Source organism: Synechococcus sp. MU1643, from assembly GCF_020514095.1.
Taxonomy (GTDB): Bacteria; Cyanobacteriota; Cyanobacteriia; order PCC-6307; family Cyanobiaceae; genus Parasynechococcus.
In genome coordinates this window covers 221921-248912 of record NZ_VTKY01000002.1, presented here as the reverse complement: position 1 = coordinate 248912, position 26992 = coordinate 221921, and the positions used below count along the sequence as shown (strand labels likewise).

The window sequence follows — 26992 nt, the reverse complement described above, 5'->3', positions numbered from 1 at the left end:
CTTGGGCAGCGCAGGGAATGTCCCTAGATTCCAGCCATCCCCTTCATCCAGACGCAGGTGTCAGACGGCGAACACTGGTCGATTCAAGACAGTGCTGCGCTGTATGGCCTTGACCGCTGGGGCGATCCATACTTCTCCATCAATGGGCGCGGACACATCAGCGTTCAACCCCAAGGGGATCGCGGCGGCAGCCTCGATCTGGTGGATCTGGTGTCGGAGCTGAAAAGCCGCAACCTGGCTCTGCCGCTGCTGATTCGCTTCGACGACATCCTCGAAGACCGTCTCGAGCGGCTCCACGCCGCCTTTGAACGCGCTATCTCGCAATACAGCTACCCCGGCCGGTATCAAGGCGTCTTTCCAGTGAAGTGCAACCAACAACGCCACGTCGTGGAGGAATTGGTGAGCTGCGGCAAGCGCTGGAACTTCGGGCTTGAGGCGGGCAGCAAAGCAGAGCTGCTGATCGCGCTCTCGCTGCTGGACGACCCCGAGGCCCTGCTGATCTGCAACGGCTACAAGGATCGGCTCTACATCGAGACCGCAATCCTGGCGCGACGTCTGGGACGCCAACCGGTGGTAGTGATCGAACAGCCGGACGAAGTCGACCGGATTATTGAAGCCAGCAAGAGCCTGGGAGCAGCGCCCTACATCGGCGTGCGGGCCAAGCTCTCCAGCCGCAGCACAGGGCGTTGGGGTAGTTCCGTTGGCGACAAGGCCAAATTCGGCCTCTCCATTCCTGAGTTGCTGGCAACGGTGGAGCGGCTGAGGGACAACAACCTGCTCCAAGATCTTCGCCTGCTGCACTTCCACATCGGCAGCCAAATCAACGACATTGCCGTGCTTAAAGACGCTCTCCAAGAGGCGGGGCAGATCTATGTGGAGCTCAACCGACTGGGGGCCCCGATGGGTTTCCTGGATGTGGGTGGTGGACTCGGCATCGACTACGACGGCAGCCGCACCGCATCGTCGGCCTCCACGAACTACTCGCTGCAGAACTACGCCAACGACGTTGTGGCCACGGTGCGGGAATGCTGCGAACCCAATGGTGTTGCCGTGCCCACGCTGGTGAGCGAAAGCGGCCGCGCCATTGCCAGCCATTTCTCCCTGCTGGTGTTCGACATTCTTGGCAGCAGCGCACTCCCCGCATCGATTCCCAACGCAAGTGGAGACGAACCACTCACCGTTCGCAACCTGCGGGACACCCTTGCCACCATTCAGGAGTTATCGGCGACGGCGGATGCGCAGTTGGTGCGACTGCAAGAAGCCTGGAATGATGCCCTGAAGTTCAAGCAGGATGCGCTTGCCGCATTCCGGCTCGGGTACATGGGTCTCCCCGACCGCGCCACGGCCGAACAACTGACATGGGCCTGTGCAGACGCCATCGCCCAACGGCTGCCCAAGGATCAAGCCATCCCGGAGGAGCTCGCAGCCCTGAACAAGGCACTGGCTGGGACCTATTACGCCAACTTGTCGATCTTTCGCTCAGCTCCCGACACTTGGGCCATTGATCAACTGTTTCCGGTGGTGCCCATCCAGAAGCTGGATCAACGGCCGACCCGACTGGCCAACCTCGCGGACCTCACTTGCGATTCCGATGGACGCCTGGATCGCTTCATCGGAGATGGGCAACCCAAACAGTTGCTGGAGCTGCACGAGCTCGACGGCGACAACCCCTATCTGATCGGCCTGTTTCTCAGCGGGGCGTACCAAGAGGTGATGGGCAATCTGCACAACCTGTTTGGCACCACCAATGCCGTGCACATTCGCCTCAGCCCAGGCGGTAGTTATCACATTGACCATGTCGTGCGGGGCGACACCAATGCCGATGTACTGGAGGCCATGGAGCACGACCCCCGCGCCTTGCTGGAGCGGTTGCGGATAGCAGCGGAGGCGGCCATCAACACTGACCAACTCCGCATCGATGAATCACGACGCCTGCTCGATCACCTCGAAAGCAGCCTGCGACAGACCACGTACCTTCAAGACTGAGGCAACGCTGCCGCAAGCTCTGAGCGCGCTGCCTCAAGAGCGGCAGGCAGGGCGGCACCATCGCGACCACCAGCCTGGGCCAGGTTCGGGCGACCACCACCGCCGCCACCGCACTGCTTGGCGATGCCACCAATGAACTTGCCGGCCTGGAGCTTGGCGGCGATGACCTGCTTGCCGAAGGCTGCCACCAGGATCACCTTGCCCAGGTCGCCAGGATCCGGCAGACCGCCGATCACCACGGCCGCACCATCCCCCAGCTGATCCGCCAGGCTCTGAGCTGCCCCCTGCAAACCGGCGCCATCCACACCATCGAGACGTTCCACCAGCAGTTGGAAGTCGCCCACGGCCTGGGCCTTGGCGGCCAGAGCGCCGGCTTTGGCCACCGCCAGTTCCGCTTGGGCCGCCGCCAGGGCCTTGCCGGTGGCCTTGAGCTCCTCCTGGAGGGCTGCTACACGGTCAACGATTTCGGCCGGCTGGGCCTTGAAGCGATCTCCCAGCTGCTTCACCACCGCATCGCGCTCGTTGAGATAGGCGAGCACGGCAGGGCCGGCAACAGCTTCAATGCGGCGAATGCCGGCGGCGACGCCACTTTCCGCCACGATCTTGAACAAACCGATCTCCGCAGTGTTGGCCACGTGGGTGCCGCCGCAGAGCTCCATCGACACACCGGGCACATCGACTACACGCACCACATCGGCGTACTTCTCACCGAACATCGCTACGGCACCGGCCGCCTTGGCCTGGTCGATCGCCATCTCCTGCACCTGCAGCGCATGGGCCTCGTTAATCCAGCCGTTGATCAGGGTTTCAACCTGCTGCAACTGATCCGCCGTCACCGCCGTGGGGCAGCGGAAGTCGAAGCGCAGGCGATCGAAATCCACCAGTGATCCGGCCTGGCCGATGCCTGGATCCACCACCTGCTTGAGCGCAGCCTGCAGCAGGTGGGTGGCGGTGTGATTGGCCTGGGCCCGACGCCGGCAGGCGCGATCCACCTGAGCCTTCACGGTGTCGCCCAGGGCGAGCGCCCCGCGTTCCACCCGCCCGGCATGGACGAAGACATCGCGGCTGCGGCTCACAGACTCAATCCGCACGATCAGATCGCTGCCCACCAGCACACCGCGATCGCCCACCTGACCGCCGCCTTCTCCATAGAACGGCGTGGTGTCGAGCACCACCTGAACCGCATCACCCGCCTTGGCGGTGGTAGCTGGCTCGCCGTTCACCACCAACGCCTGCACGCAGGAGGCCTGGTCGAGGGCTTCATACCCCTCGAAACAGGTGGCCGCCTGATCGGCAACCACCTGATCGATCGCATCCTGCAGCGTGAGATCGATGCTCACCGCGGCTGCCTTGGCCCGCTGTCGCTGTTCCTCCATCGCCGCCTCAAACCCGTCGAGGTCGACGACCAAGCCCTGCTCCTCCGCGATCTCCTGGGTGAGCTCCAGCGGGAAGCCATAGGTGTCATACAGCTCAAAGGCCTGGGCACCGCTGATCTGTGTGGGCTTGGAGGCCAGCACCTCGGCCAGCAACTTCTCACCGCGCTCGAGGGTCTCGAGGAAGCGGGCTTCCTCCCGCTGAAGCTCGGCCAGGATCACCTCCTTGCGCTCAATCACGCTGGGGTGAGCCCCCTTAAGCAGGGCAATCGCCGCCTCGCCCATCGTGACGAGGAAAGGTTTGTCGATGCCGAGAAGGCGGCCATGGCGCACCACCCGGCGCAGGAGGCGCCGCAGGATGTAGCCGCGGCCCAGGTTGCTGGCAGTAACGCCATCGCAGATCAGCTGCGTCACCGCACGGCTGTGGTCGCCGATCACCTTCAAGGACGTCTTGCCCTTGTCGTCGAGCTGGTGGTAGTCGACCCCCACCAGATCCGCGGCTGCTTGGATCAGCGGAAAAATCAGATCGGTTTCGTAGTTGTTGGGAACCTTCTGCAGGATCTGGGCCATTCGCTCGAGGCCCATACCGGTGTCGATGTTGCGGTTGGCCAGCGGCGTGAGGGTGCCCTCCGCGTCGCGGTTGTACTGCATGAACACCAAGTTGTAGAACTCGATGAAGCGGTCGTCGTCCTCGAGATCGATGCCCTCATCCCCGAGCTCGGGCTTGAAGTCGTAATAGATCTCCGAGCAGGGGCCACAGGGGCCGGTGGGGCCGGACGCCCAGAAGTTGTCGGCCTCATCCATGCGGATGATCCGCTTGGGATCCACCCCCACCACATCGCGCCAGATCTGCTCGGCTTCATCGTCTTCCCGGAAGACACTCACCACCAGGTTCTTGGGATCGATGCCATAAACGCCGGTGCTGAGCTCCCAGGCCCACTCAATCGCCTGCTGCTTGAAGTAATCCCCGAACGAGAAGTTGCCGAGCATCTCGAAAAAGGTGTGATGCCTAGCCGTGCGCCCCACGTTCTCGATGTCGTTGGTACGGATGCACTTCTGCGAACTGGTGGCCCGGGAAGCGGGTCGCTCCTGCTGACCCAGAAAAACAGGCTTGAACGGCAGCATTCCCGCAATGGTGAGCAGCACCGTTGGGTCTTCGGGAATCAACGAGGCGCTGGCCATCCGCTTATGGCCGCGCTCGGCATAGAAGTTGAGAAAAGCCTCACGAATCTCCTCCCCACTGCGCGGCGCAGACGCTGCAGAAGACGACGATGCGGCGGCAACCATGACAGGAAAGGGGGATCCTGCCGTCATGATCGCCTTTGAACCGCCGGCGCCCGTGGCCGTTCCACCCAGTGATCCCGAGATTCGCCAGCAACTGCGGCTGCAGTCGATCGGTTGGGCTCTGGCTGCGGGCATCAGTGCTGGGCTACTCAGCTTGCCCTGGGGCCTGGACGCTGCCGTGCGTTCCGGCGGTTGCGGTCTCTTTTACGGCCTGCTGGCCTTCCACCTGCAACGGGTGGACCCCGACGACGGGCATTTGCAGGCGGGCCTGGTGGGAGCGGTCTGCGGGCTGCGCAGCCTCGGCATGCCCCTACCCCTTGACAACTGGCAGGTCGATGGCATGGCATCATTAACAGTGGAGCTTCTTCAGGCTTGGCTGCCGTTGATCGGCAGTGCTCTCCTGCTCCACGGCATCCTCCGCTTCCTGCCCGCGTCGCGGCCATGAGCCTGCTGCACGCCACCTGGCTTCCCGCCATCCGCACCTCCAGCAGTTCCGGTCAACCGGCACTGCTTGTTTGGGCTGACACCTGGCGGGTAGCCACACCAGAAGGTCCAGGCCTCACCCCGGCTCTGCATCCCTTCACCCTGAGCCATGACGACCTCAGGGCCTGGCTGAGTGAACGCGACCTTTTGCCGGGCGGCTGCATCGACGCCACGGCCTGTCTCACCCTGCCGAGTCGCACGGTGAAGCCGCGCAAAAGCCGAACCAAAAAAGAAGAGCCGGCCGCAGAGCCACCGGGCTGGACCGGGCTGCCAATGCAAGCCGGCGAACCGATTCCCAAGCAAACCGAATGGTGGCCCTGGCAGGTGCAGGGACTAGCCGTCGAAGCATCGGCAGCCACGGAGTGGTTATCACGATTGCCGCTCTCCGGCACCAATCCCGACCTAGCTGACGAACTGCGCTGGTGGAGCCATCTGCAGCGCTGGGCACTGAGCCTGGTGGCCCGGGGCCGCTGGATTCCCCAGATGGAGCTCAGCAAAGGGGAGGGCTATCCCCATCGGGCCCGTTGGGTGCCGCTGCTCAACCGGGAAGAAGACCGGCGCCGGCTCGAGGATCTGGCGGCCAGCCTGCCGCTGGTGGCCACCTGCGCCTTGCCCTGGCGGGAACCCCTGGGGCGCCGCAGCAACCGCACCACCCGGTTGCGACCAGAGGCCATGCGGGCCGCCAACCCCGTGGCGAGCTGCCGGCCCCGCAGCGGACGCCTGCGGGTGGCGACGCTGCTGGAAGACCTGGTGGACGCGCAGCTGCGCAAGGACTTTGAACCGTCCACGGATGGGCTTGATCCCCTGCTGACCCTCTGGCAAGAGGCGCTGGGCTCGGACACCGGAGTGATCGAAATCGGTGATGAAGAGGCCGAACGCCTGGCCACCGCCAGCCATCACTGGAGAGAGGGCATCGCCGGCGGATTTGCCGCAGCCCGCACATGCCTGGAACTGCACACCCCACCGGATGGAGAGGATCTCTGGGAACTGCGCTTCGGGCTGCAGGCGGAAGCTGACCCCAGCCTGAAGCTCCCGGCCGCCGCGGCCTGGGCCTCTGGCGCTGAGATGCTGCAACTGGGGGAGATCCAGGTGGATCAACCGGGCGAAGTGCTGCTGGAGGGTCTGGGACGAGCCCTGACGGTGTTCCCACCGATCGAACGCGGCCTGGAGAGCGCCACGCCGGACACGATGCAGCTGACCCCGGCGGAAGCCTTCGTGCTGGTGCGCACAGCCGCTCGCCAGCTGCGGGATGCCGGCGTGGGTGTGGAGCTGCCGCCCAGCCTCTCCGGTGGCCTGGCCAGCCGGCTGGGCTTGTCGATCAAGGCCGAACTTCCAGAGCGCTCCCGCGGCTTCACCTTGGGCGAATGTCTGGACTGGGAGTGGGATCTGATGATCGGCGGGGTGACACTCACCCTGCGGGAACTGGAGCGTCTAAGCGGCAAGCGCAGCCCCCTGGTGCGCCACAAGGGGGCCTGGATTGAACTGCGGCCCAACGACCTCAAGAACGCCGAAAGATTCTGTGGGGCGAAACCGGAACTAAGCCTTGATGACGCACTGCGGCTGACCGGAACAGAAGGGGAACTGCTGATGAGGATGCCGGTGCACCGCTTCGATGCTGGTCCGCGGCTGCAATCGGTGCTGGAGCAATACCACCAGCAGAAGGCCCCCGACCCCCTGCCGGCCCCAGAGGGATTCAGTGGCCAGTTGCGGCCCTACCAGGAGCGAGGGCTGGGCTGGCTCGCCTTCCTGCACCGCTTCGACCAAGGGGCCTGCCTGGCCGATGACATGGGCCTGGGCAAAACCATCCAGCTGCTGGCGTTTCTGCAACACCTCAAAGCAGAGCAAGAACTGAAGCGCCCGGTGCTGCTGGTGGCTCCCACATCGGTGCTCACCAACTGGCGACGGGAAGCGGAATCGTTCACCCCGGAATTGGCGGTGATCGAGCACTACGGCCCGCGCCGCCCCTCCACACCCGTCGAACTGAAGAAAGCATTGAAGGATGTGGATCTGGTGCTCACCAGCTACGGCTTGCTGCAGCGGGACAGCGAACTGCTGGAAACCCAGGACTGGCAGGGGGTGGTGATTGACGAAGCCCAAGCGATCAAGAACCCCGGCGCCAAGCAGAGCCAGGCCGCCCGCGACCTGGCCCGCCCCGGCCGCAGCAAGAGCAACCGCTTCCGCATCGCCTTGACCGGCACCCCAGTGGAGAACCGAGTAAGTGAACTGTGGGCCTTGATGGACTTTCTCAATCCCAAGGTGCTGGGGGAAGAGGACTTCTTCCGCCAGCGCTACCGGATGCCGATCGAGCGGTACGGCGATATGTCGTCCCTGCGGGATCTCAAAGGCCGAGTGGGTCCCTTCATCCTGCGCCGGCTGAAGACGGACAAAACGATCATTTCCGACCTGCCGGAAAAGGTAGAACTGAGCGAATGGGTGGGGCTGAGCAAAGAGCAAAAATCCCTGTACAGCAAAACCGTGGAAGACACCCTCGATGCCATTGCGCGGGCGCCACGCGGGCAGCGCCACGGTCAGGTGCTGGCCCTGCTCACCCGGCTGAAACAGATCTGTAACCATCCCGCCCTGGCCCTGAGCGAAGGTGCGGTGGACGATGGCTTCCTGGGCCGTTCGGCCAAGCTGCAGCGGCTGGAAGAAATCCTCGATGAGGTGATAGAAGCAGGTGATCGGGCTCTGCTGTTCACCCAGTTCGCCGAATGGGGGCATCTGCTGCAGGCCTGGATGCAGCAGCGCTGGAAATCAGAAGTGCCCTTCCTGCATGGCGGCACCCGCAAGAGCGAACGCCAGGCAATGGTGGATCGCTTCCAGGAGGATCCCCGCGGTCCGCAGCTGTTCCTGCTCTCGCTCAAGGCTGGTGGTGTGGGCCTCAACCTCACCCGGGCCAGCCACGTCTTCCACATCGACCGCTGGTGGAACCCGGCCGTGGAAAACCAGGCCACCGACAGGGCTTATCGGATCGGCCAGACCAACCGGGTGATGGTGCACAAATTCATCACCAGCGGCTCGGTGGAGGAAAAAATCGATCGCATGATCCGGGAGAAATCACGACTGGCCGAGGATGTGATCGGCTCCGGGGAGGATTGGCTGGGAAGCCTCGGTGGCGATCAATTGCGCAATCTCGTCGCCTTGGAGGACACCTGACCATGACCCTGAGCAACGGCAACACCAACGGCATCACCGCCATCGGCGACGACGGCCTGGGCCAACAGCCCTGGTGGGTGGAGCAGTGGATGGAGCTCATCAACGGCTACCGCTTCAAAAAAAGGTTGGAGCGGGCCTGGGGTTACGCCCGCGAAGGCCATGTGACCTCGATCCGCTTCGAAGGCCGCCGCGTTCACGCCCGCGTCCAGGGCACCGATGAAGCGCCCTACAAAGTGAAGCTCTGGCTGGACGTGCTCAACGATGAGGACTGGGGCTATGTGTTGGAAGCCCTGACCCAAAAAGCCCGCTGGTCGGCACAGCTGCTGGCGGGGATCATGCCCTCCGACATCGAGCGGGCCTTCGCCGCCAGCGGCAAACGTCTGTTCCCGTTCAAGTTGCAGGAAGTACGCAGCGAGTGCAGCTGCCCCGACAAAGCCAACCCCTGCAAACACATCAGCGCGGTGTATTTCCTAATGGGGGATCGCTTCAGCGAAGACCCCTTCGTGCTGTTCCAACTGCGGGGCCGCAACCGAGCTCGGCTGCTGGAAGACCTGGCGGAACATCGGCGCAAGGCCCTGGCGGAGCGGGCGGCGGCAGCCAAAGACGAGAAAAAAGCCAGCACACCTCACGAGGCAACACCGCTGCCGCCACATGCGGCAGTGCAGGACCCGGCCCTGTGGTGGCGCTACAACCGCAGCCTCGATGGCGACCTGGTGGTGATTGCCCCAGCGATGGAGGGCGACACGGGCCTCGATGCCGCCGGAGAGCTGCCTCTGGCGGAAGACCCGCGCTTTGTAGAGGCCCGAAGCACCTTCCTGAACAACCTCAAGGCTCATGGCCAGGCCAGTGCCCAGAAGGCGATGCTGCAGGCCATGGCAGCTGGCAGCTGAAGCGGAGCAGAGCCATGGCCAGCGAAGCCGCCTGGCTCAGCAACGACAAACAAGGGCTCGCCGAATTGCTGCTCCAATCGCATCAACAGGCCTTCAGCAGGCCGCTGATCGCCGCCACCCAACCAGGCCACGCAAAGCGGCTGCTCTGCCAGAACCTGTTTGCCTGCGGCTTCCCGGTGCTGGCCCACGGCACGGAGCAGGATCCCAAGCTCAGTTACGCCAACGCTGCGGCCCTGCAGCTATGGGACAGCCGCTGGGATGAGCTGATCGGCATGCCCTCGCGGCTCACCGCACCGGACAGCGAACGGGCGGAACGCAGCAGCGCCCTCGGCCAGGCCAAACGTCTCGATGCAGTGCAGAACTACCGCGGCATTCGCATTAGCCGCAAAGGGCGACGATTCATGATCAACAAGGCCCGGATCTGGACCCTCTGGGATGCAGAAGAACGGGTCTGCGGCCAGGCGGCCTGCTTCAGCGACTGGTGGTGGCTTTAAGGAGATTCGGTTTCAACAACATCCCTGTAGTGCCAGCCGAACCTGGTGGTAGAGACCGAATCAAAACGGACGGTTCTCACGCTTCTGGTTCTCATCCAAGCAGCGCAGATTGTGATGGCGGGCGATCAACCCAGTCCGCAGATGTTCATTCTTCGGAGCCACCATCATGCTGACCCTTCGCCAATCCCCCTTCGAGCTGTTCGAGCGTCTCGAGCAGCAAGTGGCCACCGCTGAACGCGTTCCCAACGCTGAAATCCGCGAGACCGAAACCAGCTACACCGTGCAGCTGGAACTACCCGGGGTGGACCGGGACTCGATCGACGTCAAGGCCACCGATCGCAACCTGGTGATCAGCGCCGAACGACCAGCGACAGGCAGCGAAGACACCGAAGCACCTCTGCTGAGCGAATTCCGCTGCGGCACCTGGAGCCGCAGCTTCCGTTTCCCCCACAGCCTCGATCGCGACCAGCTCAAGGCCAGCTATCGGGACGGCATTCTTGAAATCAACGCCGGCAAAGCTGTGGAGCACACCAGCGTTTCTGTGAAGGTCGAGAGCTGAGTCAGGACCCGAGCACAAAACAGCTTTGGGCTGGACAAGCCCAACACCAAGACGAGAAGAACGGAAGCCCAACCCCTGCCCATGGCAGGGGTTTTTTGTTGAAACCGGGGCGGAATCAGCCGCCGAGGCCCAGGAAGAAGCGGCCGATGAACAGCAGGCTGAAGCCACTGAAAAACACCAGGCCAAACCAGCAGAAGGCCTGGGTAAGCCGCCCATAACGGTGCTCCAACGGAACCAGGGGGCTGTTGATCGTGTCCATCGCCATCCAGGCGAACAGAGGAGCGGTGAGAAAACTGCCGGTCATCGCCCCGAAGACGAAATCCTTCACCCCGATCCCGCCGCTCTTGGCCACCACCAGCGCCAGCACAGCCGCCAGGAAATGCACGATCAACCAGATGTCGAAGCGACGCTGCATGGGCCCCGGCGCTGAATCCCCAGTGTCGTGATGACGCAACAAGCCCTGGATCGCCGCAATGCTGCGGGGGTAGGCATCCAGGCAGGTGAGGGTGGTGCTGAACATGGCGGAAAAGGCCGCCGGGATAATCACCCAGGCCGCCCAACCACCCATGGCTGCTGTGTAGAGCTTGATCAGCTTCTGAGCGAAGGAGACGCCACTGCCAGCCAGCATTCCTTCACCGCTGCCGTACATCGTGTAGGCGCCCAGGATCACGAAGAACATGGCCGTCACCACAGTGACGCTGTAGCCGAGGTTGAAATCGAACTCGGCCTCCTTCGGCGTTGCGGTGTGGTCGGTGTCGCGCGCGCGCGAAAACATCCACAGCGATGGCCACACGCACATCTCCACCGGTCCGGGCATCCAGCCCATCAGGGGAATCAGGAAGGCCAGGTTGGCGAGTGTCCAGGGGCTGGGCTCGGTGCTGACCCAACTCGCCGCCACATCCCCGACAGGGCCACGGATCAGCAGCGATGCGGCCGCGACCCCCGTGAGCAGGGTGAGCAGCACCACCAACAATTTGGAGAGACGGTCGAGCGCTCGGTAGTGCCCCAGCAGCAGCACCAGGCCACTCACCACCAGCACGGCGATAGACAGTCCGTAGGGGTCCAGTCCCGCCAGTAGAGGAATATTGGTGAGCAGCAGCCCCGCCACAAAGCTCACCGCCGCAATGGTGAAAGTCCCCGTCACCAGGCTCACCACCAGATACAGCGGCAGGTAAAGGGCATTGCGTTTCTGGAAACCCTCCAGCAGCGACAGTCCCGTGGCCGCTGTGAAGCGGGTGCCCACACGCAGGAACGGGTACTTGATCAGGTTGGTGAGCAGGATCAATACCACGAGTGCAAAGCCGAATCGGGCTCCCGCCGTGGTGGACGACATCAAATGGGATCCACCGATGCAGGCACCGGCCAGCAAAATCCCAGGCCCGATGCTCTGCCTGAGCGTCGATGACGCCATCACAAGGTTGCGGTTGCGACCAGTCTCCGACGCCTTCCCCCGCTGAATCTTCTTAAAGTGGACTTCCGTCACGGTCGGTTTCATGGTCGTTGCTCCCGCTGCTCCGAAGCTGTCGCTGCAGTGCGAGGCCATCGCTGCCGACACCAGCACGATTCGCTCCCTCGACTGGGACCGCAGCCGCTTCGACATCGAATTCGGCCTGCGCAACGGCACCACCTACAACGCCTTTCTGGTGCGGGGAGAACGCACCGCCCTGATCGACACCAGCCACGCCAAGTTCCGCGACACCTGGATCCCCCTGCTCAAGGAGCAGATCGATCCAACCGCGATCGATGTGTTGATCGTGAGCCACACCGAACCCGACCACTCCGGTTTGATCGGTGACCTAATCGATCTCAATCCTGAGATCGAAATCGTGGGCTCGAAGGTGGCGCTGCAGTTCCTCAAGGACCAGGTGCACAGGCCGTTCAAATCCCGTGCGGTGAAGTCCGGCGCAGAATTGGATCTCGGCACCAACCCCGACAGCGGCATCCAGCACCGCTTCGAATTCCTCAGTGCTCCGAACCTGCACTGGCCGGACACGATCTTTTCCTTTGATCACGGCACAGGCATCCTCTACACCTGCGACGCCTTCGGTCTGCACTACTGCTCCGACGACGTCTTCGATGCCGATCCCGGCGCCATCGCTCCCGATTTCCGCTTCTACTACGACTGCCTGATGGGCCCCAACGCCCGCAGCGTGCTGCAGGCCCTCAAACGCATGGATGGCCTGCCGGAGATCAACACCATCGCTGTGGGTCATGGGCCGCTGTTGCGGCATCACCTCAGCCACTGGATCAGCGATTACCGCGAGTGGAGCGGCCAGCGCAGCAAAGGAGAGAGCTATGCCGCCGTCTGTTACCTCAGCCAGTACGGCTTCTCTGATCGGATCAGCCAGGCCATTGCCCACGGAATCGGCAAAGCGGATGCCCAGGTGCAGCTGGTGGATCTGCGGGCCACCGACCCCCAGGAACTCACCGCCCTGATCGGCGATGCCAAGGCCGTTGTGGTGCCCACCTGGCCCGCGGAACCGGAGCCGGATCTCCAGGCATCCATCGGAACTCTGCTGGCGGCCCTGCATCCCAAGCAACTGGTGGGGTTTTACGACGCCTTCGGCGGCAACGACGAACCGATCGATGCCGTCGCCGATCAATTGCGCAGCCAGGGTCAGAAGCAAGCGTTCAACCCGCTACGGATCAAACAGCTGCCCCAGGGCAGCGACTACCAACGCTGTGAGGAATCCGGCACTGACCTCGGCCAGCTGCTGACCAAAGAGAAGACGATCGCGGCGATGAAAAGCCTCGATGGAGACCTCGACAAAGCCCTGGGTCGCATCAGCGGTGGCCTTTATGTGGTGACCGCCAGCCAAGGGGAAGGCGAGTCGCAGCGCCGCAGCGCCATGGTGGCCAGCTGGGTGAGCCAGGCCAGCTTCACCCCACCGGGCCTCACCATCGCCGTCGCCAAAGACCGTGCGATCGAAGCCCTGATGCAGGTGGGAGATCGCTTCGTGCTGAATGTTCTACGGCAGGACAACCATCAGGCACTGATGCGTCACTTCCTCAAGCGCTTTCCCCCCGGTGCCGATCGTTTTGCTGGGGTGAGCGTGCTAGAGGGAACTGCCGATGGCGGCCCGGTGCTCGCCGATGCCTTGGCGTTTCTGGGCTGCCGGGTTGAGCAACGGATGGAGGGCCCCGACCACTGGATCATCTATGCCGTGGTGGAACAGGGCAACGTGGCCGATGCCGAAGCCAGCACCGCGGTGCACCACCGCAAAGTGGGAAACCACTACTGAGCCTGGAGCTGGTCCAAAGCATCCAACAGGTTGGTCAGCAGAGGGCCCACGTGCTGGCTCCTCTTCCATTCACGGCGGTTGAGCCAAGGATCAATGCAGCGGCGCCACCAACCATGTTCCGCCGGCTGGCAAAGACCAACTCCACGGTGATGGGGCGAGAGGAACACCGCTGCAGACAAGAGATTGGTGCCGAAACCCAGTACGTTCCAACGCCCGATCCCTTCATCAGACCATCCACGCAACAACCGCACCTCAAGGGGTTCATCGGCGGGGAGCAGCTCCCAGGATCTGCCTGGCCGCAACAAAGCCAACAGCCGTTCGATCAAGCCATGGTGTGTTTCGTTCTTGGGATGAGCTTGCACCCGCAACGGCGCATTGGCTGGCAACGGTCGTAACGCGGCACAGATGGCGTGCTTGAAATAGGTCCGGTTCTCGATGCCTGGCGCCAGGCGCCAGCCAAACGATCGACCCAAGAGCCGCCAGCGCATTTGCCATTTGGGCACTCTCAAATAGGGCAAGCAGAGCAGCACTCCCTCTGTCTGCGGCCCGTAGGGCGCTTCGGCATCGACGAAAGCCCTGCGGAAACTGGCGCAGATTTCGAGCAATTCCTGGAGCCGCAACGGCTCTACCGGGCGATCAAACGGCACCAGCTGATCCAAACGGACCGAAGCCATGGCTTGGGAACGACGCACCAACTCGAGCGCCCTGATCCGGTTGCGCTGGGCTTGCTCTGAATAAAGACGTGTTTCCACCCCAATCGATTCCCCCAGCTCCACCACCTCTGACGCCAGATACGCGCGCAGCATCTGCTGGCCTTCGCGATCATCCAAGCGCGGCAGCAGCAGCAGGCTGCAGGCCCTGGGCTCCGGCTCGATCAACGCACTATCGCCAGTGATGAACCGGCAGTCATGCCCATCCTGGGCCGCAAGACCCTGCAGCAGCGGCTGGAAGGCCATGGCCCAATGGCTGAGGTCGTCGCGATAAAGCGATACGACCTCCAGCCGGGTGCCCCGGATCCCTCTCCAGCGCAGATAGGCCAGTACCGAGAGGGTGGTAATCAGCTCGGAGGAGAGAACAACAACGCTCTGCGCCAACGGCCTGCTGCTCCCATCAACAACACGCCTACATTCGACTGGCTTCGAAGATGAGCGTGACCAGCACCGCAACCACTCGTCGCACGATCCAGCTGCCGATCGACGATGGAGTCGTTGGTCTGCGCGGTCTGAGCCCTGAACGGCACCGCTTCGAACTGGAATACGCCCTGGAGCGGGGCAGCACCGCCAACAGTGTGTTGTTCGAGGCCGGAGATGGCGCCCCTGCCGTGCTGGTCCACCCCCCGGGGGTGGCCTACAGCGCAGCCTTTCTGCCGGTGCTTGCTGAAGCCCTGCCCAGCAGCGACGCACCGCTGTTGGTGGTGGTTGGCCACGTCAACCCCAACCGCGTTGCCCTGCTGCGGGATCTGGCGGAGGCCTATGCCGGCCTGGAACTGATCGTCTCCAACCCTGGCGCAAAGCTGATCGAGGAGCTGTGGAGACAACGCAAGCCGGCCCCTCCCGGCGAAACAAGCGAACAACCACCGCTGCCAGATCTGCCGCCTCTGCGGGTCATCCGCCAGGAGCAAACACTTCCCCTCAGCCATCAACGCAGCTTGATGCTGCTGCCGGCCCCAACTCCTCGCTGGCCAGGCGGATTGCTGGCCTTCGAGGAAAGCCTGGGCATGCTGATGAGCGACAAGTTCTTTAGTGCTCATCTCTGCACGGACAGCTGGGCCGAAAGCAACCGCAGCAGCACCGAAGAAGAGCGCCGTCACTTCTATGACTGCCTGATGGCCCCGATGGCCCGTCAGGTGGATGCCCTGGTGGAACGGCTCGAAGAGCTCGACATCCGCACCATCGCACCGGGCCATGGCCCGGCAATTGAAGCCAGTTGGCGCAGCCTCCTGAATGACTACCGCCGCTGGGGCGAAGGCCAGCAGACCGCCAGCCTGACGGTGGCCCTGCTGTTTGCCAGCGCCTACGGCAACACCGCAGCCATTGCTGATGCCCTGGCCCGCGGGGTCAGCCGCACCGGCATCCGGGTGAGCAGCTTGAACTGCGAATTCACCCCCGCCGATGAACTGGTGAGCACGATCCAGCAGGTCGATGCCGTGTTGATCGGCTCACCCACCCTGGGAGGCCATGCCCCCACACCGATCGTCTCGGCCCTGGGAACCCTGTTGGCGGAGGGGGATCGCAGCAAACCAGTGGGGGTGTTCGGCAGCTTCGGCTGGAGCGGCGAGGCCGTGGATCTGCTGGAAACGAAGCTGCGGGATGGCGGCTTCAGCTTTGGCTTCGAGCCGATCCGGGTGAAGTTCAGTCCGGATGCCGCCCGAGTGAAGGAGCTGGAGGAAACCGGCACCCGTTTCGCCCGTCAGCTGCTGCAAAACCAGAAGCGGGCGCAACGGCGCAGTGCAGGGGGCTTGAGCGAAAGCCGCAGCGATCCAGCGGTGCTGGCCCTGGGCCGCGTGATCGGCTCCCTCTGCGTGCTCACAACACGCAAAGCCGATCTGAGCGGGGCCATGGTGGCCAGCTGGGTGAGTCAAGCCAGCTTCAATCCCCCCGGCATCACCGTGGCCGTCGCCAAGGACCGTGCCGTGGAAGCCCTGCTGCACAAGGGCGATCGCTTCGCCTTGAACGTGCTGGCCGAAGGGCGCGAAACCGCCCTGATGAAGCAGTTCCTGCAACCGTTCGAACCCGGTGCCGATCGCTTTGCAGGCCTTGAGCTGGAGAGCAGCCCCTCCGAACAGCCGTTGCTGCCGGGTGCCCTGGCCTGGCTGGACGGGAAGGTGAGCCAGCGGATGGAATGCGGCGACCACTGGCTGATCTACGCCGAAGTGGATCACGGCGGCGTGCTGGATGCAGAGGGCAGCACCGCAGTGCACCAACGCCGCAGCGGCGCCAACTACTGAGCTAGCAGCCTGAGCCGGCAACCCGAACCCCTCGGCTAACTCATACCCACTACGAGTTAGAACTAGCCTGTTGGAACGATCCCTGGTGCCGTCGATGGACATTTCCAAGCCTTCCACCCACGCCAACCTCGAGGCTGCTTTCGGTAGCGAGAGCATGGCCAACCGCAAATACCTGTTCTTTTCAGAGGTGGCCAAACAACTCGGCCATAAAGACCTGGCCAAGTTGTTTCGTGAAACCGCAGCGCAGGAAACGGAACACGCCTTTGCCCACTTCCGTCTGCTGCACCCTGAGTTGGTGTTGAGCCATCCCGAGCAGCTCAGCAACGAGGAGAAGCAGTCCATCCTGAGCCGCTGCCTGGAACTGGCGATTGAGGGCGAGACCTAGTGAATACACAACGATTTATCCGGAGTTCGCCGCCCAGGCCAGGCAGGACCGGGACAGCGGAGCCGAAGCGGAATTCGCCGATCAAAGCAGCGAATCCAAGGAGCATGCCGGCCTGTTCCGCACCGCCACCAAGAACTTCGGCCTGCTGACCCCGACCGAGCAGCATCACGCCGACACCTATGGCGTTGCCCTCGAGGCCCTGCAAGGCAAGGGCACGGCAGGCCAGGCCGATCAACCGATCCAGGACAAGTGGATCTGCGAGGTGTGCTCGATGATCTACGACCCTGCCGAGGGGGATCCGGATTCCGGCATCGCTGCAGGCACCCCCTTCGAGGCAATTCCCGACGATTGGCAGTGCCCGATCTGCGGGGCCCGCAAAGCCAGCTTCGCTCCTTACCGCGAAGCCGAGTTGAAAGCGGCCTGACGCCCTGGCAGAAGGGTCTCGTTGTGAAAACAGACGAGACCTTGCACGATTCCACAAAGAGCCTTCGTCTCCATGCCCTCTGATCTCATCGTTCTGACAGCGAGCAATGGCGAAAACCTCAAGCTGGCGGAACGCTTCGTGCAGGCCGCCGCAGCTCAGAACGCCAGCGCCGAACTGACCGATCTCACGCAGCTCGACCTGCCCCTGTTCACGCCACGAGTGAAGGACTCAGGGCCAGGCACTGACCTGGCGACCCTGCACGACCAGCTGCACCGAACCCCACGCTGGGTGATCTGCGCCCCGGAATACAACGGCTCGATTCCGCCGTCGCTCACCAATGCCATTGCCTGGCTCTCGGTGACCGACGACGACTTCCGATCCCTGTTCAACGGACGGCCGATCGCCATGGCCACCTTCTCCGGCGGTGGCGGCATGGAACTGCTGGTGTCGCTGCGCATCCAACTCACCCACCTCGGAGCCCAGGTGGTGGGGCGTCAGCTGCTGAGCAACCACGCCAAACCAGCGCAGGACGACAGCATCAACGACCTGGTGCAGCGGCTGCTGCAAATGTCGCCTCTCAAGCTCTGAGTCGAGCCCAACCATCACCTCTCCACCTATCACCTCGCCCACAGACCACGACTGCAGCAACATCAATGAACACTCCTGAAGCCGTGATGCGCCCCGCTGACGCGCGCTTTCACAGCCAACTGGACTGGCTCGACTCATGGCACAGCTTGTCCTTCGGCAGCCATAAGGATCCGAACTGGATGGGCTTCGGCCCCTTGCGAATCATCAACGACGACACCATCGCTGCCGGGAAAGGTTTCGGCATGCACCCCCACCGCGACATGGAGAGCATCACCGTGATGGTGGTTGGGGACCTGACCCATGCCGACTCGATGGGCAACAGCGCGGTGCTGCACGCCGGCGAGGTGCAGCGGATGAGTGCCGGTACCGGCATCGTTCACAGCGAAATGAACCAAACCGGCGCACCTTGCAGGCTGCTGCAGATCTGGATTGAACCTGCTCAGCTGGGCATTCAAGCCCGCCTATGAACAGAAGCCCTTCGAGATCGGCGACAACTGGACGGCTCTGATTGAGCCAAGTGCTTCCGGGGAAGCGATGGCAATCGCCTAGCACGTGCGCCTGTGGCGCGCCAAGCCAGAACACCAACAGCATTTGGCCCTTCCAACCGGCGAAAAGCAGTCGCTCTGGATTCAGGTGATTGATGGAGAGCTGAGCCTCCACAACAACGGCACACCCGAGCATTCGCTGCGGGGAGGCGATTGGGTATGACTAATCCAGCATGCATCAACACAACGCGAGATGATCAGCCCCAGTGAACGCGCTGACGTGCTGCTGTTTGCTGTGGCGTGAAGCAATCCGGAAAAGATCTGGTGCAAGCGCGAGACACCAGAGCTTGTGCCCTGAAATAGCTGTGTCACTTACAAATAATCCCTAGAGCGATGGGATTCATTAACGGCCAAGAGGCCTCGGTTCGTTACCGCGGCTTTCTTTTGATGCCTCAAACCAACCGGAGCTGGCTGGTGCGGCCGGAACGCAGCCCGATGAGATTGCTGCCATTCCGCACACCAACTTGCTCACTGGCTGACGTCAAAGCCCTACTGGACTGGCGTCTTGCCCAGGAAAAATCTGAAATCGGCGTGGCCTGAACTCAGGCCGCCGCCGGTGGTGGGGTTGGATCGCCCACCGGTTGAAAAGGAATCACCAAGGTGGCCCAGTGATCGGGCCTCTCAGGGCGGCTGCGACGGGAACGGCGGGTACCGAATGGAACCCGAACCACATTGGTTCCTTCAATTGACAAGGTGTGGCCGCGATTAAAGGCCGATTCCAGACCGTCCGGAAGTTGAGGAAGGGCAGGCCCTTCAATGCTGCTGAGCGCAGATTTCTTGTTGTTGTCCCGATCCATGGTGTCCCCCGACAGACGAATCAGTTGTCGAACAGTTTGACCGAACTCGCAAGAGCGATAAACGGAATCAAACCAATTTTTCCGTTTTCGGTGAAAATTTACACGCTCTGAACCCCTTACACCAGGGCTTCAAGCCGCCACAGCCACCGCTTCCACCGAAGGACAGGTGCACACCAGGTTGCGATCACCAAAGGCGTTGTCAATCCGAGCCACGGCGGGCCAGACCTTGCTCTCCCGTTGCCCATCCATGGGGAAGGCGGCCTGCTGACGGCTGTAGGGACGGTCCCAGTGATCCGCTGTCACGGCAGCCAGGGTGTGGGGAGCACGCTTGAGCGGGTTGTTCGCAGGATCGCTGGAGCCGGTTTCAATGGCGCGAATCTCCTCGCGGATCGCTACCAGGGCATCGGCAAAACGATCCAGCTCCGCCAGGCTTTCGCTTTCGGTGGGCTCGACCATCACCGTCCCTGCCACCGGCCAGCTGACGGTGGGCGCATGGAAGCCGTAGTCCATCAAACGCTTAGCGATGTCATCCACATCGATCCCCGCATCCCGTTTGAGCGGGCGCAGGTCAAGGATGCATTCATGGGCCACCCGCCCGGTACTGCCTCGAAACAGCACGGGGTACGAAGCGTCGAGCCGATGGGCGAGGTAGTTGGCCGACAACAGCGCTACGGCACTGGCCTGCCGCAGGGCCTCCGCCCCCATCATCCGGAGGTACATCCAGCTGATCGGCAGGATGCTGGCGCTGCCGAGCGCTGCTGCAGACACAGGGCCGATGGCCGATGAGGCACCGGCCTGCAAGGGATGCCCCGGCAGAAAGGGCGCCAGATGCGCCGCCACACCAATCGGCCCCACTCCAGGACCACCACCCCCATGGGGAATGCAGAAGGTCTTGTGGAGGTTGAGGTGGCAAACATCGGCACCGAAGGCACCGGGCCTGCACAGCCCCACCTGGGCGTTGAGGTTGGCCCCATCGAGGTACACCTGGCCACCGTGCTGATGCACCACCGAGCAGATCTCACGGATGCCGGTTTCAAACACGCCGTGGGTGGAGGGGTAGGTAACCATCAGCGCCGCCAGACGATCGGCGTGCTGGGCGACCTTGGCCGCCAGATCCTGTTGATCGATGTTGCCCTCGTCATCGCAGGCCACGGCCACCACCTTGAGGCCCGCCATCACGGCACTGGCCGGGTTGGTGCCATGGGCGCTGGTGGGGATCAGACAGATGTCGCGATGGGCCTCACCGCGGGAACGATGCCAGGCGCGAATCACAAGCAGCCCCGCGAATTCCCCCTGGGAACCGGCATTGGGCTGCAACGACACGGCGGCAAAGCCCGTCAGGGCAGCCAGCCATTGCTCAAGATCATCAGCCAGACGGTGATAGCCCTGGGCCTGATCGCCTGGGGCAAAGGGATGCAGTGCCGCAAACGCAGGCCAGCTCACCGGCTGCAGCTCAGCGGCGGCATTGAGCTTCATGGTGCAGCTGCCCAACGGGATCATCCCGTGCACGAGCGACAGATCACGACTCACCAACCGCTGGATGTAACGCATCAGCTCTGATTCGCTGCGGTACTGATGAAAGACCGGCTGGCTCAGCCAGGGTTGGCTACGTGACGGCAGGGAGAGGGACGGGGGCTGTTCAGCCCCAAGCTCCGGCAACGCCTGGCCGCAGGCCTCAGCCAACACTGCGAGGAGGGCTTGCAGCTCCCGTTGATCCGAGAGCTCATCCAGGCTGATGCCGAATCCGGTGGCATCCGCCGGAGCTGCGCCATCGGGCAGGACCCGCAGATTGAAACCTGCCGCTGCTGCTGCACGGTGCACAGTCGGTGCCGACCCACAGTGCACGGTGACGGTGTCGAAGCGATCGGCGACCTCCAGCGGATAGCCAAGGGCCCGCAGGCCCTGCTCCAACTGGCAGCGCAGGCAAACAATGCGCTGGGCGATGGCCTGCAAACCGTCGGGCCCGTGGTGCACAGCAAAAAACGAGGCCATCACTGCGAGCAGCACCTGGGCCGTGCAGATGTTGCTGGTGGCCTTGTCGCGACGGATGTGCTGCTCACGGGTTTGCAGCGCCAAACGCAAAGCCGAGCGGCCTTCTGCATCCTTGGATTGCCCCACCAAACGGCCGGGGATCTGGCGCTTGTAGGCCTCAACCGTGGCGAAGAAGGCGGCATGGGGGCCACCGAAACCCATCGGCACCCCAAGGCGTTGGGCGCTACCCACGGCAATGTCAGCCCCCAGGGATCCCATAGGCGCCATCAGAGTCTGCGCCAAGGGATCGATGGCTACGGTTGCCAAGGCACCGGCGGCATGGGCCGCTTCGATCACGGCGGTTGGATCCCAGAGGCATCCATCGGCTCCGGGCAACTGCAAAAGCACTCCGAACACGGACGCATCAATCGGAGCCATAGCCGGGTCGATCCGCTCAAGGCTGATGCCAAGGGGTTCGGCGCGGGTCTGCAGCACCGCCCAGGTTTGAGGCAGCACATTGGCGTCCACCAAAAACCGTGTCGCCTCGGGGCGACGACACACGCCGAAGCTGAGGCTCATGGCCTCTGCGGCGGCAGTGGCCTCATCTAGCAGCGACGCGTTGGCAATCGGCAAGCCCGTGAGCTCACTGATCAGTGTTTGGAAGTTGAGCAGGGCCTCCAAGCGGCCCTGGGCGATTTCCGCCTGGTATGGGGTGTAGGCGGTGTACCAGGCCGGATTCTCAAAAACGTGGCGCTGAATCAGGGCCGGGGTTGCCGTGCCGTAGTAACCCAGCCCGATCAAGGAGCGGCGCAGCGTGTTGGTATCGCACAACTGCTTCAGCTGCTGCAGGGCCTCCGACTCCCCACAGCCCTCCGGCAACGCCTCGACCGGCGGCGCTGGATCGAGGATGTCAGCGGGCACGACATCAGCGACGAACTCATTCAGATCGCTGTAGCCAAGAGCATTCAGCATGCGGACTTTTTCAGCCTCGCTCGGGCCGATGTGCCGCTGCGAAAAAGGAGAAATCAACGTCGAATGCAGCAGCCCACGCGGTGATCGTAGAAGCGACGTTCCGGTGCTGATGTCAGCCGGCGTTAACCTTGGCGCCGTATGCATCGGCGGTCATCAAGGAGTCGAGCTCAGAGGGATCCGCCGGACGCAGCACCAGCAACCAGCCCTCGCCGTGGGGATCGTTCTGCAGTTCCTCGGGACTGGCCAGCACCGCTTCATTGCGTTGCACCACCTCACCGGCAATCGGTGCATACATGTCTTCCACAGCCTTCACCGACTCCACCGATCCGAAGCTGGTGCCCTTCGCCAGGCTGACGCCCACGTCCGGGAGATCCACAAAGACGATGTCGCCCAGCTGATCAACAGCGAAGGCACTGATGCCCACCCGCACCAGCTCACCGTCGGTATTGGCGTACTCGTGGCTGTCGGCGAAGCGAAAAGAGTCGGGGAACGCGAACGCCATCGACGCAGTTTCAGGTGGTCCCAGTCTGCGGGAGATTGATCAGTCCTGCCGCATTGAGGTCACACAACGCACGGGACAGGGCCAAGCGGATGTGGGCGCGATGGGTGCCGCCCTGCACATAAAGGTTGAAAGGTTCCCGCAGCGGCGCATCGGCCGAAAATTCACTGGTGGAGCCGTCGACGAAGGTTCCACCAGCCATCACCAGATCAGAGGCATAGCCAGGCATCGAGGCTGGCACCGGATCGAGGTAGGCCCCGATGGGCGACATCGCCTGGAAGGCACGGCACACGACTTTGAGAGCGTCCGGACTGCCCAGCCGCACCGCCTGGATCAAATCGCTGCGCACCGCACCTGGCAGCGGGTTCACGGGGAAGCCCAACCGCTCAAACACCCCCGCCACCAGATCCGCGCCAATCAAGGCCTCCGACACCATCTGCGGCGCCAGGAACAGTCCCTGCAGCACCAGCCGCTGCAGGTCAAATCCCGTGCCGCCTTCACTGCCGATTCCCGGCGCTGTTAGCCGGCAGCAGGACTGCTCCACCAGGTCGGCCCGTCCTGCGATGTAGCCGCCGGTGGGGGCAATGGTGCCGCCAATGTTCTTGATCAACGATCCAGCGATCAGATCCGCCCCAACCGCCGTTGGCTCCTGCTCCTGCACCAACTCCCCGTAGCAGTTGTCGACAAAGACAACGCAGTTGGGCTGGCGGGCATGGATGCGCTCACTCAGCCCGGCGACCTGCTCAACCGTGACCGACGGACGCCAGCTGTAGCCGCAGCTGCGCTGGATCAGCACCATCCGGCAAGGCTGCTCCAAAGCTTGGCTCAACGCCGCCTCATCGACCGCCCCATCCGGCTGCAGATCGATTTCGTCGTAGGCAACCCCGAATTCCGCCAGGGAACCCTGGCCCTTGCCGCGAAGACCGATCACCTCCTCAAGGGTGTCGTAGGGACGGCCCGTGATTGAGAGCAGACGATCACCGGGCCGCAACACACCGAACAACGCTGCGGCGATGGCATGGGTGCCGCTGACGAATTGCAGGCGCACCGCTGCGGCTTCAGCCCCAAGCACCCGGGCAAAGACACGATCCACCACCTCACGGCCCTGATCCCCGTGGCCGTAACCAGTGAGCGACGCAAAGTGCTGGGTTCCAACGCGCTCGGCTGCCAGGGCCTCCAAAACGCGCTGCAAGCGTTGCTCCACCGCTGCCGTCCTTGCTGCAGCCAGACCGGCCTGATCCCGCGCCACCGCGTCGATCAGTTCCTCTGCAAATGCACTGATCACCACTTGCCTGACGGACGTCATGCCTTCCTAAACCCTGACCAAAGCCAGGATTCACAACCCGACCGAACCTCTGCTTTTCGCCAACTCCTTTAGATTTCTGTCACTAACGGCACCATCCGCTCCCTGGTTTTCCTGTCTGAGCGGCTTTGTCAATCCAAGGAGAATCCGCTTGGTTTCCTCGCAAACAGCTGACACCCGAGAGCTTCGGCAACGGGCCGCGGTGATGGCACCGCGCGATCCCCTGCCTGCACGTCAGCGCAAATTCAAGACGGGAACCACCAGTTTCATGCTGGTGATGCACGTGCTCGCCACCGTGGCGCTGCTCCCGCGCTTCTGGAGCTGGCAGGGCGTTGTGGCCTTCGGCGTTCTGTATTGGATGACGGTGCTGGGCGTCACCCTGGGCCTGCACCGTCTGGTGGCCCACCGCAGCCTGGTGGTGCCCGTATGGGTTGAGCGCATCCTGGTGCTGATGGGCACCCTCGCCTGCCAGAGCGGACCGATCGAATGGGTGGGTCTGCATCGCCATCACCACCGTTTTTCAGATCAGCCCACGGATCACCATGACGCTGGGCGTGGCCTGTGGTGGGCCCACAGCGAATGGATGCTGCATGACATCCCTGCCCTGAGGGAACTCGACCGCTACGCCGGCGATCTTCAGTGCGACCCCTTCTATCGCTGGCTCGACCGCTGGTTCCTGCTGCTGCAGATCCCCCTAGGCCTGGGGCTCTACTGGTTCGGTGAAGCTGCCCAGGTGCATGGCGGTGGCATTGGCCTGGTGCTTTGGGCCATCCCACTGCGCCTTGTGGTCGTCTACCACGTGACCTGGCTGGTGAATTCCGCCACCCACGCTTTCGGCTACCGCAATTTCGACTGCCCCGACCTGTCCCGCAACTGTTGGTGGGTGGCGCTGCTTTCCTTTGGCGAGGGCTGGCACAACAACCACCACGCCCATCCAGCCAGTGCGCGCCACGGTTTGCGCTGGTTTGAGTTTGATCTCACTTGGCAGCATGTGCGCCTGCTTAAGCGGCTTGGACTAGCCAGCCGGATCCGCACAGCCCGTTATGTCCCCGGAGCCTCCTGAGGCTCGAAACCATCTTCAACAACAGGCCACGTCGTAACGTGGTCGATCGCACCCGTCTCCATCCTTCGTACCGGTCCCATGCCTAAGCGTGTACAAGTCGTTCTGAGTGAGGACATCCTCAGCCTGGGCAAGGACGGAGACCTGGTGGAAGTTGCTCCCGGTTACGCCCGCAACTTCCTGCTGCCCTTTGGTAAGGCTATCCCCCTCACCCCTGCGGTGATGAAGCAGGTGGAGCACCGCAGGGCCAAGGAAGCTGAGCGTCAGGCTGCCCTGAAGCAGGAAGCCGTCGACTTCAAGACTGCTCTGTCCACCATTGGTCGCTTCACCGTCAAGAAGCAGACCGGTGAAGACAACGTGCTGTTCGGCACCGTCACCAACGGTGACGTGGCAGAAGCCATCGAAACCGCCACCAAGAAGGAGATCGACCGCCGCGACATCCTGGTGCCTGAGATCCACCGCACCGGCAAGTACACCGTGACGGTGAAGCTGCACACCGAAGTCACCGCTGAGATCAACCTGGAAGTGGTCGGCTACTGATCCCTGTCAATTGACACTCAAACGGCTCATTCGAGCCAGAGTGTGATCCCTTCGCTTCAGGCCCTGCCGCCATGGTGAGAGCCCCCCTACCAGAAAACAACGATGGGGGACGCCGTGGTTTTGGCCAGGGCCGCCGCGACGACGAGCCCAATTTTGAGGCTCTGCCCGATTCGCTTCCGCCCCAGAACCTTGAGGCAGAGGAAGCAGTGCTGGGCGGCATTCTGCTGGATCCCGATGCGATCGGGCGTGTCGCTGATGTGCTGCAGCCTGAAGCGTTTTATCTGAACGCCCACCGGGAGATCTTCCGGACCGCCCTGATGCTGCACGGCCAGGGCAAGCCGACGGATCTCACCGCCATGAGCGCCTGGCTGGCCGACACCGGCGCCCTCGAGAAGGTTGGCGGCAACAACCGACTGGTTGAGCTGGTGGAGCGAGTGCCGTCCACCGCCTCGATCGAGCAGGTGGCCCGTCTGGTGATGGACAAGTTCCTTCGCCGCCAGCTAATCCGCTCCGGCAACGAAGTGATCAAGCTGGGCTTTGATCAGAGCCTGCCAATGGAGCAGGTGCTGGACCAGGCGGAGCAGAAGATCTTTGCCATCAGCCAGGAAAAACCTTCCAAGGGACTCACCCCCACAGCCGAGATACTCACCCAGACCTTTGAGGAGATCGAGAGCCGTTCGCTAGGCACCTCGGTGGCAGGCATCCCGGTGAACTTCTACGACCTGGATGCGATGACCCAGGGCCTGCAGCGCAGCGATCTGATCATCGTGGCGGGCCGGCCGGCCATGGGCAAAACCTCGATCGCGCTGAACCTGGCCAAGAACGTGGCCCAGCTGCACGACATGCCGGTGTGCCTGTTCTCCCTGGAAATGAGCAAGGAACAGCTCACCTACCGCTTGCTCTCGATGGAAGTGGGCATCGAAGCGGGACGGCTGCGCACCGGCCGCCTGCAGCAGGAGGAATGGCCGCTGCTCGGCCAGGGCATCAACAGCCTGGGCCAACTACCGATCTTCATCGACGACAAACCCAACTCCGGCGTGCTGGAGATGCGGTCGCTCTGCCGGCGGCTGATGGCCGAACAGGGCAAGGAGCTGGGGCTGGTGATGATCGACTACCTGCAGCTGATGGAAGGTTCGGGCTCCGACAACCGGGTGCAGGAGCTGTCGCGTATCACCCGGGGCCTGAAGCAGATGGCCCGGGAACTGAACGTGCCGGTGATTGCCCTCTCCCAGCTGAGCCGAGGTGTGGAGGCACGCACCAACAAGCGACCGATGCTGAGCGACCTGCGGGAATCGGGCTCGATCGAGCAAGACGCCGACCTGGTGCTGATGATCTATCGCGACGAGTACTACAACCCGGAAACACAGGACCGCGGCATTACCGAAGTGATCGTGACCAAGCACCGCAACGGGCCAGTGGGCACGGTGAAGTTGCTGTTCGAGCCTCAGTTCACCCGCTTCCGCAACCTGGCGGCCTGAGCCAACTCAGATAATG

The 26992-nt window shown here is 63.0% G+C and carries 20 protein-coding genes and 2 pseudogenes; 15 read left to right on the top strand and 7 right to left on the bottom strand.

The genetic code is table 11. The annotated features are described in order from the left end of the window. Positions 1-57: 57 nt before the first annotated feature. Positions 58-1986: a biosynthetic arginine decarboxylase gene (speA, locus tag FZX09_RS05495; protein ID WP_226400860.1), complete on the top strand. Its 1929-nt coding sequence runs from the start codon at positions 58-60 to the stop codon at positions 1984-1986. Here speA and alaS read toward each other — a convergent pair. Beyond that, positions 1977-4646 (bottom strand): alanine--tRNA ligase, encoded by a 2670-nt coding sequence (alaS, locus tag FZX09_RS05490; protein ID WP_226401118.1) that lies wholly within the window; start codon positions 4644-4646, stop codon positions 1977-1979. The two genes, speA and alaS, sit on opposite strands and share 10 nt — an antisense overlap. A 25-nt stretch (positions 4647-4671) precedes the next feature. Between alaS and FZX09_RS05485 the strand changes: the two genes are divergently transcribed. From FZX09_RS05485 to FZX09_RS05465, 5 genes are all read left to right on the top strand, one after another. Beyond that, the gene (locus tag FZX09_RS05485) at positions 4672-5088 is read left to right on the top strand and encodes a hypothetical protein (protein ID WP_226400858.1); all 417 of its coding nucleotides are present in this window, start codon (positions 4672-4674) and stop codon (positions 5086-5088) included. After that, positions 5085-8282, top strand: a complete 3198-nt coding sequence (locus FZX09_RS05480) for a DEAD/DEAH box helicase (RefSeq protein ID WP_226400856.1) — start codon at positions 5085-5087, stop codon at positions 8280-8282. Before FZX09_RS05485 ends, FZX09_RS05480 begins: the two co-directional genes overlap by 4 nt. Positions 8283-8284: 2 nt before the next feature. After that, positions 8285-9172 carry an SWIM zinc finger family protein gene (locus FZX09_RS05475; RefSeq protein ID WP_226400854.1) on the top strand — a complete coding sequence of 296 codons (888 nt, stop codon included), beginning with the start codon at positions 8285-8287 and terminating at the stop codon, positions 9170-9172. Between the two features lie 14 nt (positions 9173-9186). Beyond that, positions 9187-9666, top strand: coding sequence for an MEKHLA domain-containing protein (locus FZX09_RS05470; protein WP_226400852.1), 480 nt, complete (start codon positions 9187-9189; stop codon positions 9664-9666). A 166-nt stretch (positions 9667-9832) separates the two neighbouring features. Further along, positions 9833-10225 carry an Hsp20/alpha crystallin family protein gene (locus tag FZX09_RS05465; protein ID WP_226400850.1) on the top strand — a complete coding sequence of 131 codons (393 nt, stop codon included), beginning with the start codon at positions 9833-9835 and terminating at the stop codon, positions 10223-10225. A gap of 115 nt (positions 10226-10340) precedes the next feature. Here FZX09_RS05465 and FZX09_RS05460 read toward each other — a convergent pair whose 3' ends face one another. Further along, entirely contained in the window at positions 10341-11636 is a 1296-nt protein-coding gene (locus FZX09_RS05460) for an NRAMP family divalent metal transporter (protein WP_226401116.1), read from the bottom strand. A gap of 82 nt (positions 11637-11718) precedes the next feature. Here FZX09_RS05460 and FZX09_RS05455 point away from each other — a divergent pair, with 82 nt between their 5' ends. Then, the gene (locus FZX09_RS05455; RefSeq protein ID WP_226400848.1) at positions 11719-13467 is read left to right on the top strand and encodes a diflavin flavoprotein; all 1749 of its coding nucleotides are present in this window, start codon (positions 11719-11721) and stop codon (positions 13465-13467) included. On the opposite strand, the gene FZX09_RS05450 is transcribed toward FZX09_RS05455, so the two are convergent. Continuing rightward, positions 13461-14561, bottom strand: coding sequence for a hypothetical protein (locus FZX09_RS05450; protein WP_226400846.1), 1101 nt, complete (start codon positions 14559-14561; stop codon positions 13461-13463). The two genes, FZX09_RS05455 and FZX09_RS05450, sit on opposite strands and share 7 nt — an antisense overlap. A gap of 50 nt (positions 14562-14611) precedes the next feature. On the opposite strand from FZX09_RS05450, the gene FZX09_RS05445 reads away from it, so the two are divergent. From FZX09_RS05445 to FZX09_RS05420, 5 genes and pseudogenes are all read left to right on the top strand, one after another. Beyond that, positions 14612-16414 (top strand): diflavin flavoprotein, encoded by a 1803-nt coding sequence (locus FZX09_RS05445; RefSeq protein ID WP_226400844.1) that lies wholly within the window; start codon positions 14612-14614, stop codon positions 16412-16414. Positions 16415-16508: 94 nt separating this feature from the next. Further along, positions 16509-17223, top strand: a pseudogene (locus FZX09_RS11945) (rubrerythrin family protein). Between the two features lie 72 nt (positions 17224-17295). Continuing rightward, positions 17296-17811, top strand: a complete 516-nt coding sequence (locus FZX09_RS05430) for an NADPH-dependent FMN reductase (protein ID WP_226400840.1) — start codon at positions 17296-17298, stop codon at positions 17809-17811. Positions 17812-17876: 65 nt separating this feature from the next. Next, a pseudogene (locus FZX09_RS05425) lies at positions 17877-18600 on the top strand (pirin family protein). An 89-nt stretch (positions 18601-18689) separates the two neighbouring features. Next, positions 18690-18896, top strand: a complete 207-nt coding sequence (locus FZX09_RS05420) for a hypothetical protein (RefSeq protein WP_226400839.1) — start codon at positions 18690-18692, stop codon at positions 18894-18896. A gap of 2 nt (positions 18897-18898) precedes the next feature. Here FZX09_RS05420 and FZX09_RS05415 read toward each other — a convergent pair whose 3' ends face one another. From FZX09_RS05415 to FZX09_RS05400, 4 genes are all read right to left on the bottom strand, one after another. Then, the gene (locus FZX09_RS05415) at positions 18899-19153 is read right to left on the bottom strand and encodes a hypothetical protein (protein ID WP_226400838.1); all 255 of its coding nucleotides are present in this window, start codon (positions 19151-19153) and stop codon (positions 18899-18901) included. A 129-nt stretch (positions 19154-19282) separates the two neighbouring features. Next, entirely contained in the window at positions 19283-22096 is a 2814-nt protein-coding gene (gene gcvP / locus FZX09_RS05410; RefSeq protein WP_370624191.1) for an aminomethyl-transferring glycine dehydrogenase, read from the bottom strand. A 112-nt stretch (positions 22097-22208) separates the two neighbouring features. Beyond that, positions 22209-22598 carry a glycine cleavage system protein GcvH gene (gene gcvH / locus FZX09_RS05405; RefSeq protein WP_226400832.1) on the bottom strand — a complete coding sequence of 130 codons (390 nt, stop codon included), beginning with the start codon at positions 22596-22598 and terminating at the stop codon, positions 22209-22211. A gap of 10 nt (positions 22599-22608) precedes the next feature. Next, positions 22609-23901 carry a methionine gamma-lyase family protein gene (locus FZX09_RS05400; RefSeq protein WP_226400830.1) on the bottom strand — a complete coding sequence of 431 codons (1293 nt, stop codon included), beginning with the start codon at positions 23899-23901 and terminating at the stop codon, positions 22609-22611. Positions 23902-24103: 202 nt separating this feature from the next. On the opposite strand from FZX09_RS05400, the gene FZX09_RS05395 reads away from it, so the two are divergent. From FZX09_RS05395 to dnaB, 3 genes are all read left to right on the top strand, one after another. Further along, a complete protein-coding gene (locus tag FZX09_RS05395; protein WP_226400828.1) occupies positions 24104-24961 on the top strand; it encodes a fatty acid desaturase in 858 nt (285 codons plus the stop codon). Between the two features lie 78 nt (positions 24962-25039). After that, the gene (rplI, locus tag FZX09_RS05390) at positions 25040-25498 is read left to right on the top strand and encodes a 50S ribosomal protein L9 (protein WP_226400826.1); all 459 of its coding nucleotides are present in this window, start codon (positions 25040-25042) and stop codon (positions 25496-25498) included. 71 nt (positions 25499-25569) lie between these two features. Beyond that, entirely contained in the window at positions 25570-26976 is a 1407-nt protein-coding gene (dnaB, locus tag FZX09_RS05385; RefSeq protein WP_226400824.1) for a replicative DNA helicase, read from the top strand. Positions 26977-26992 lie beyond the last annotated feature (16 nt).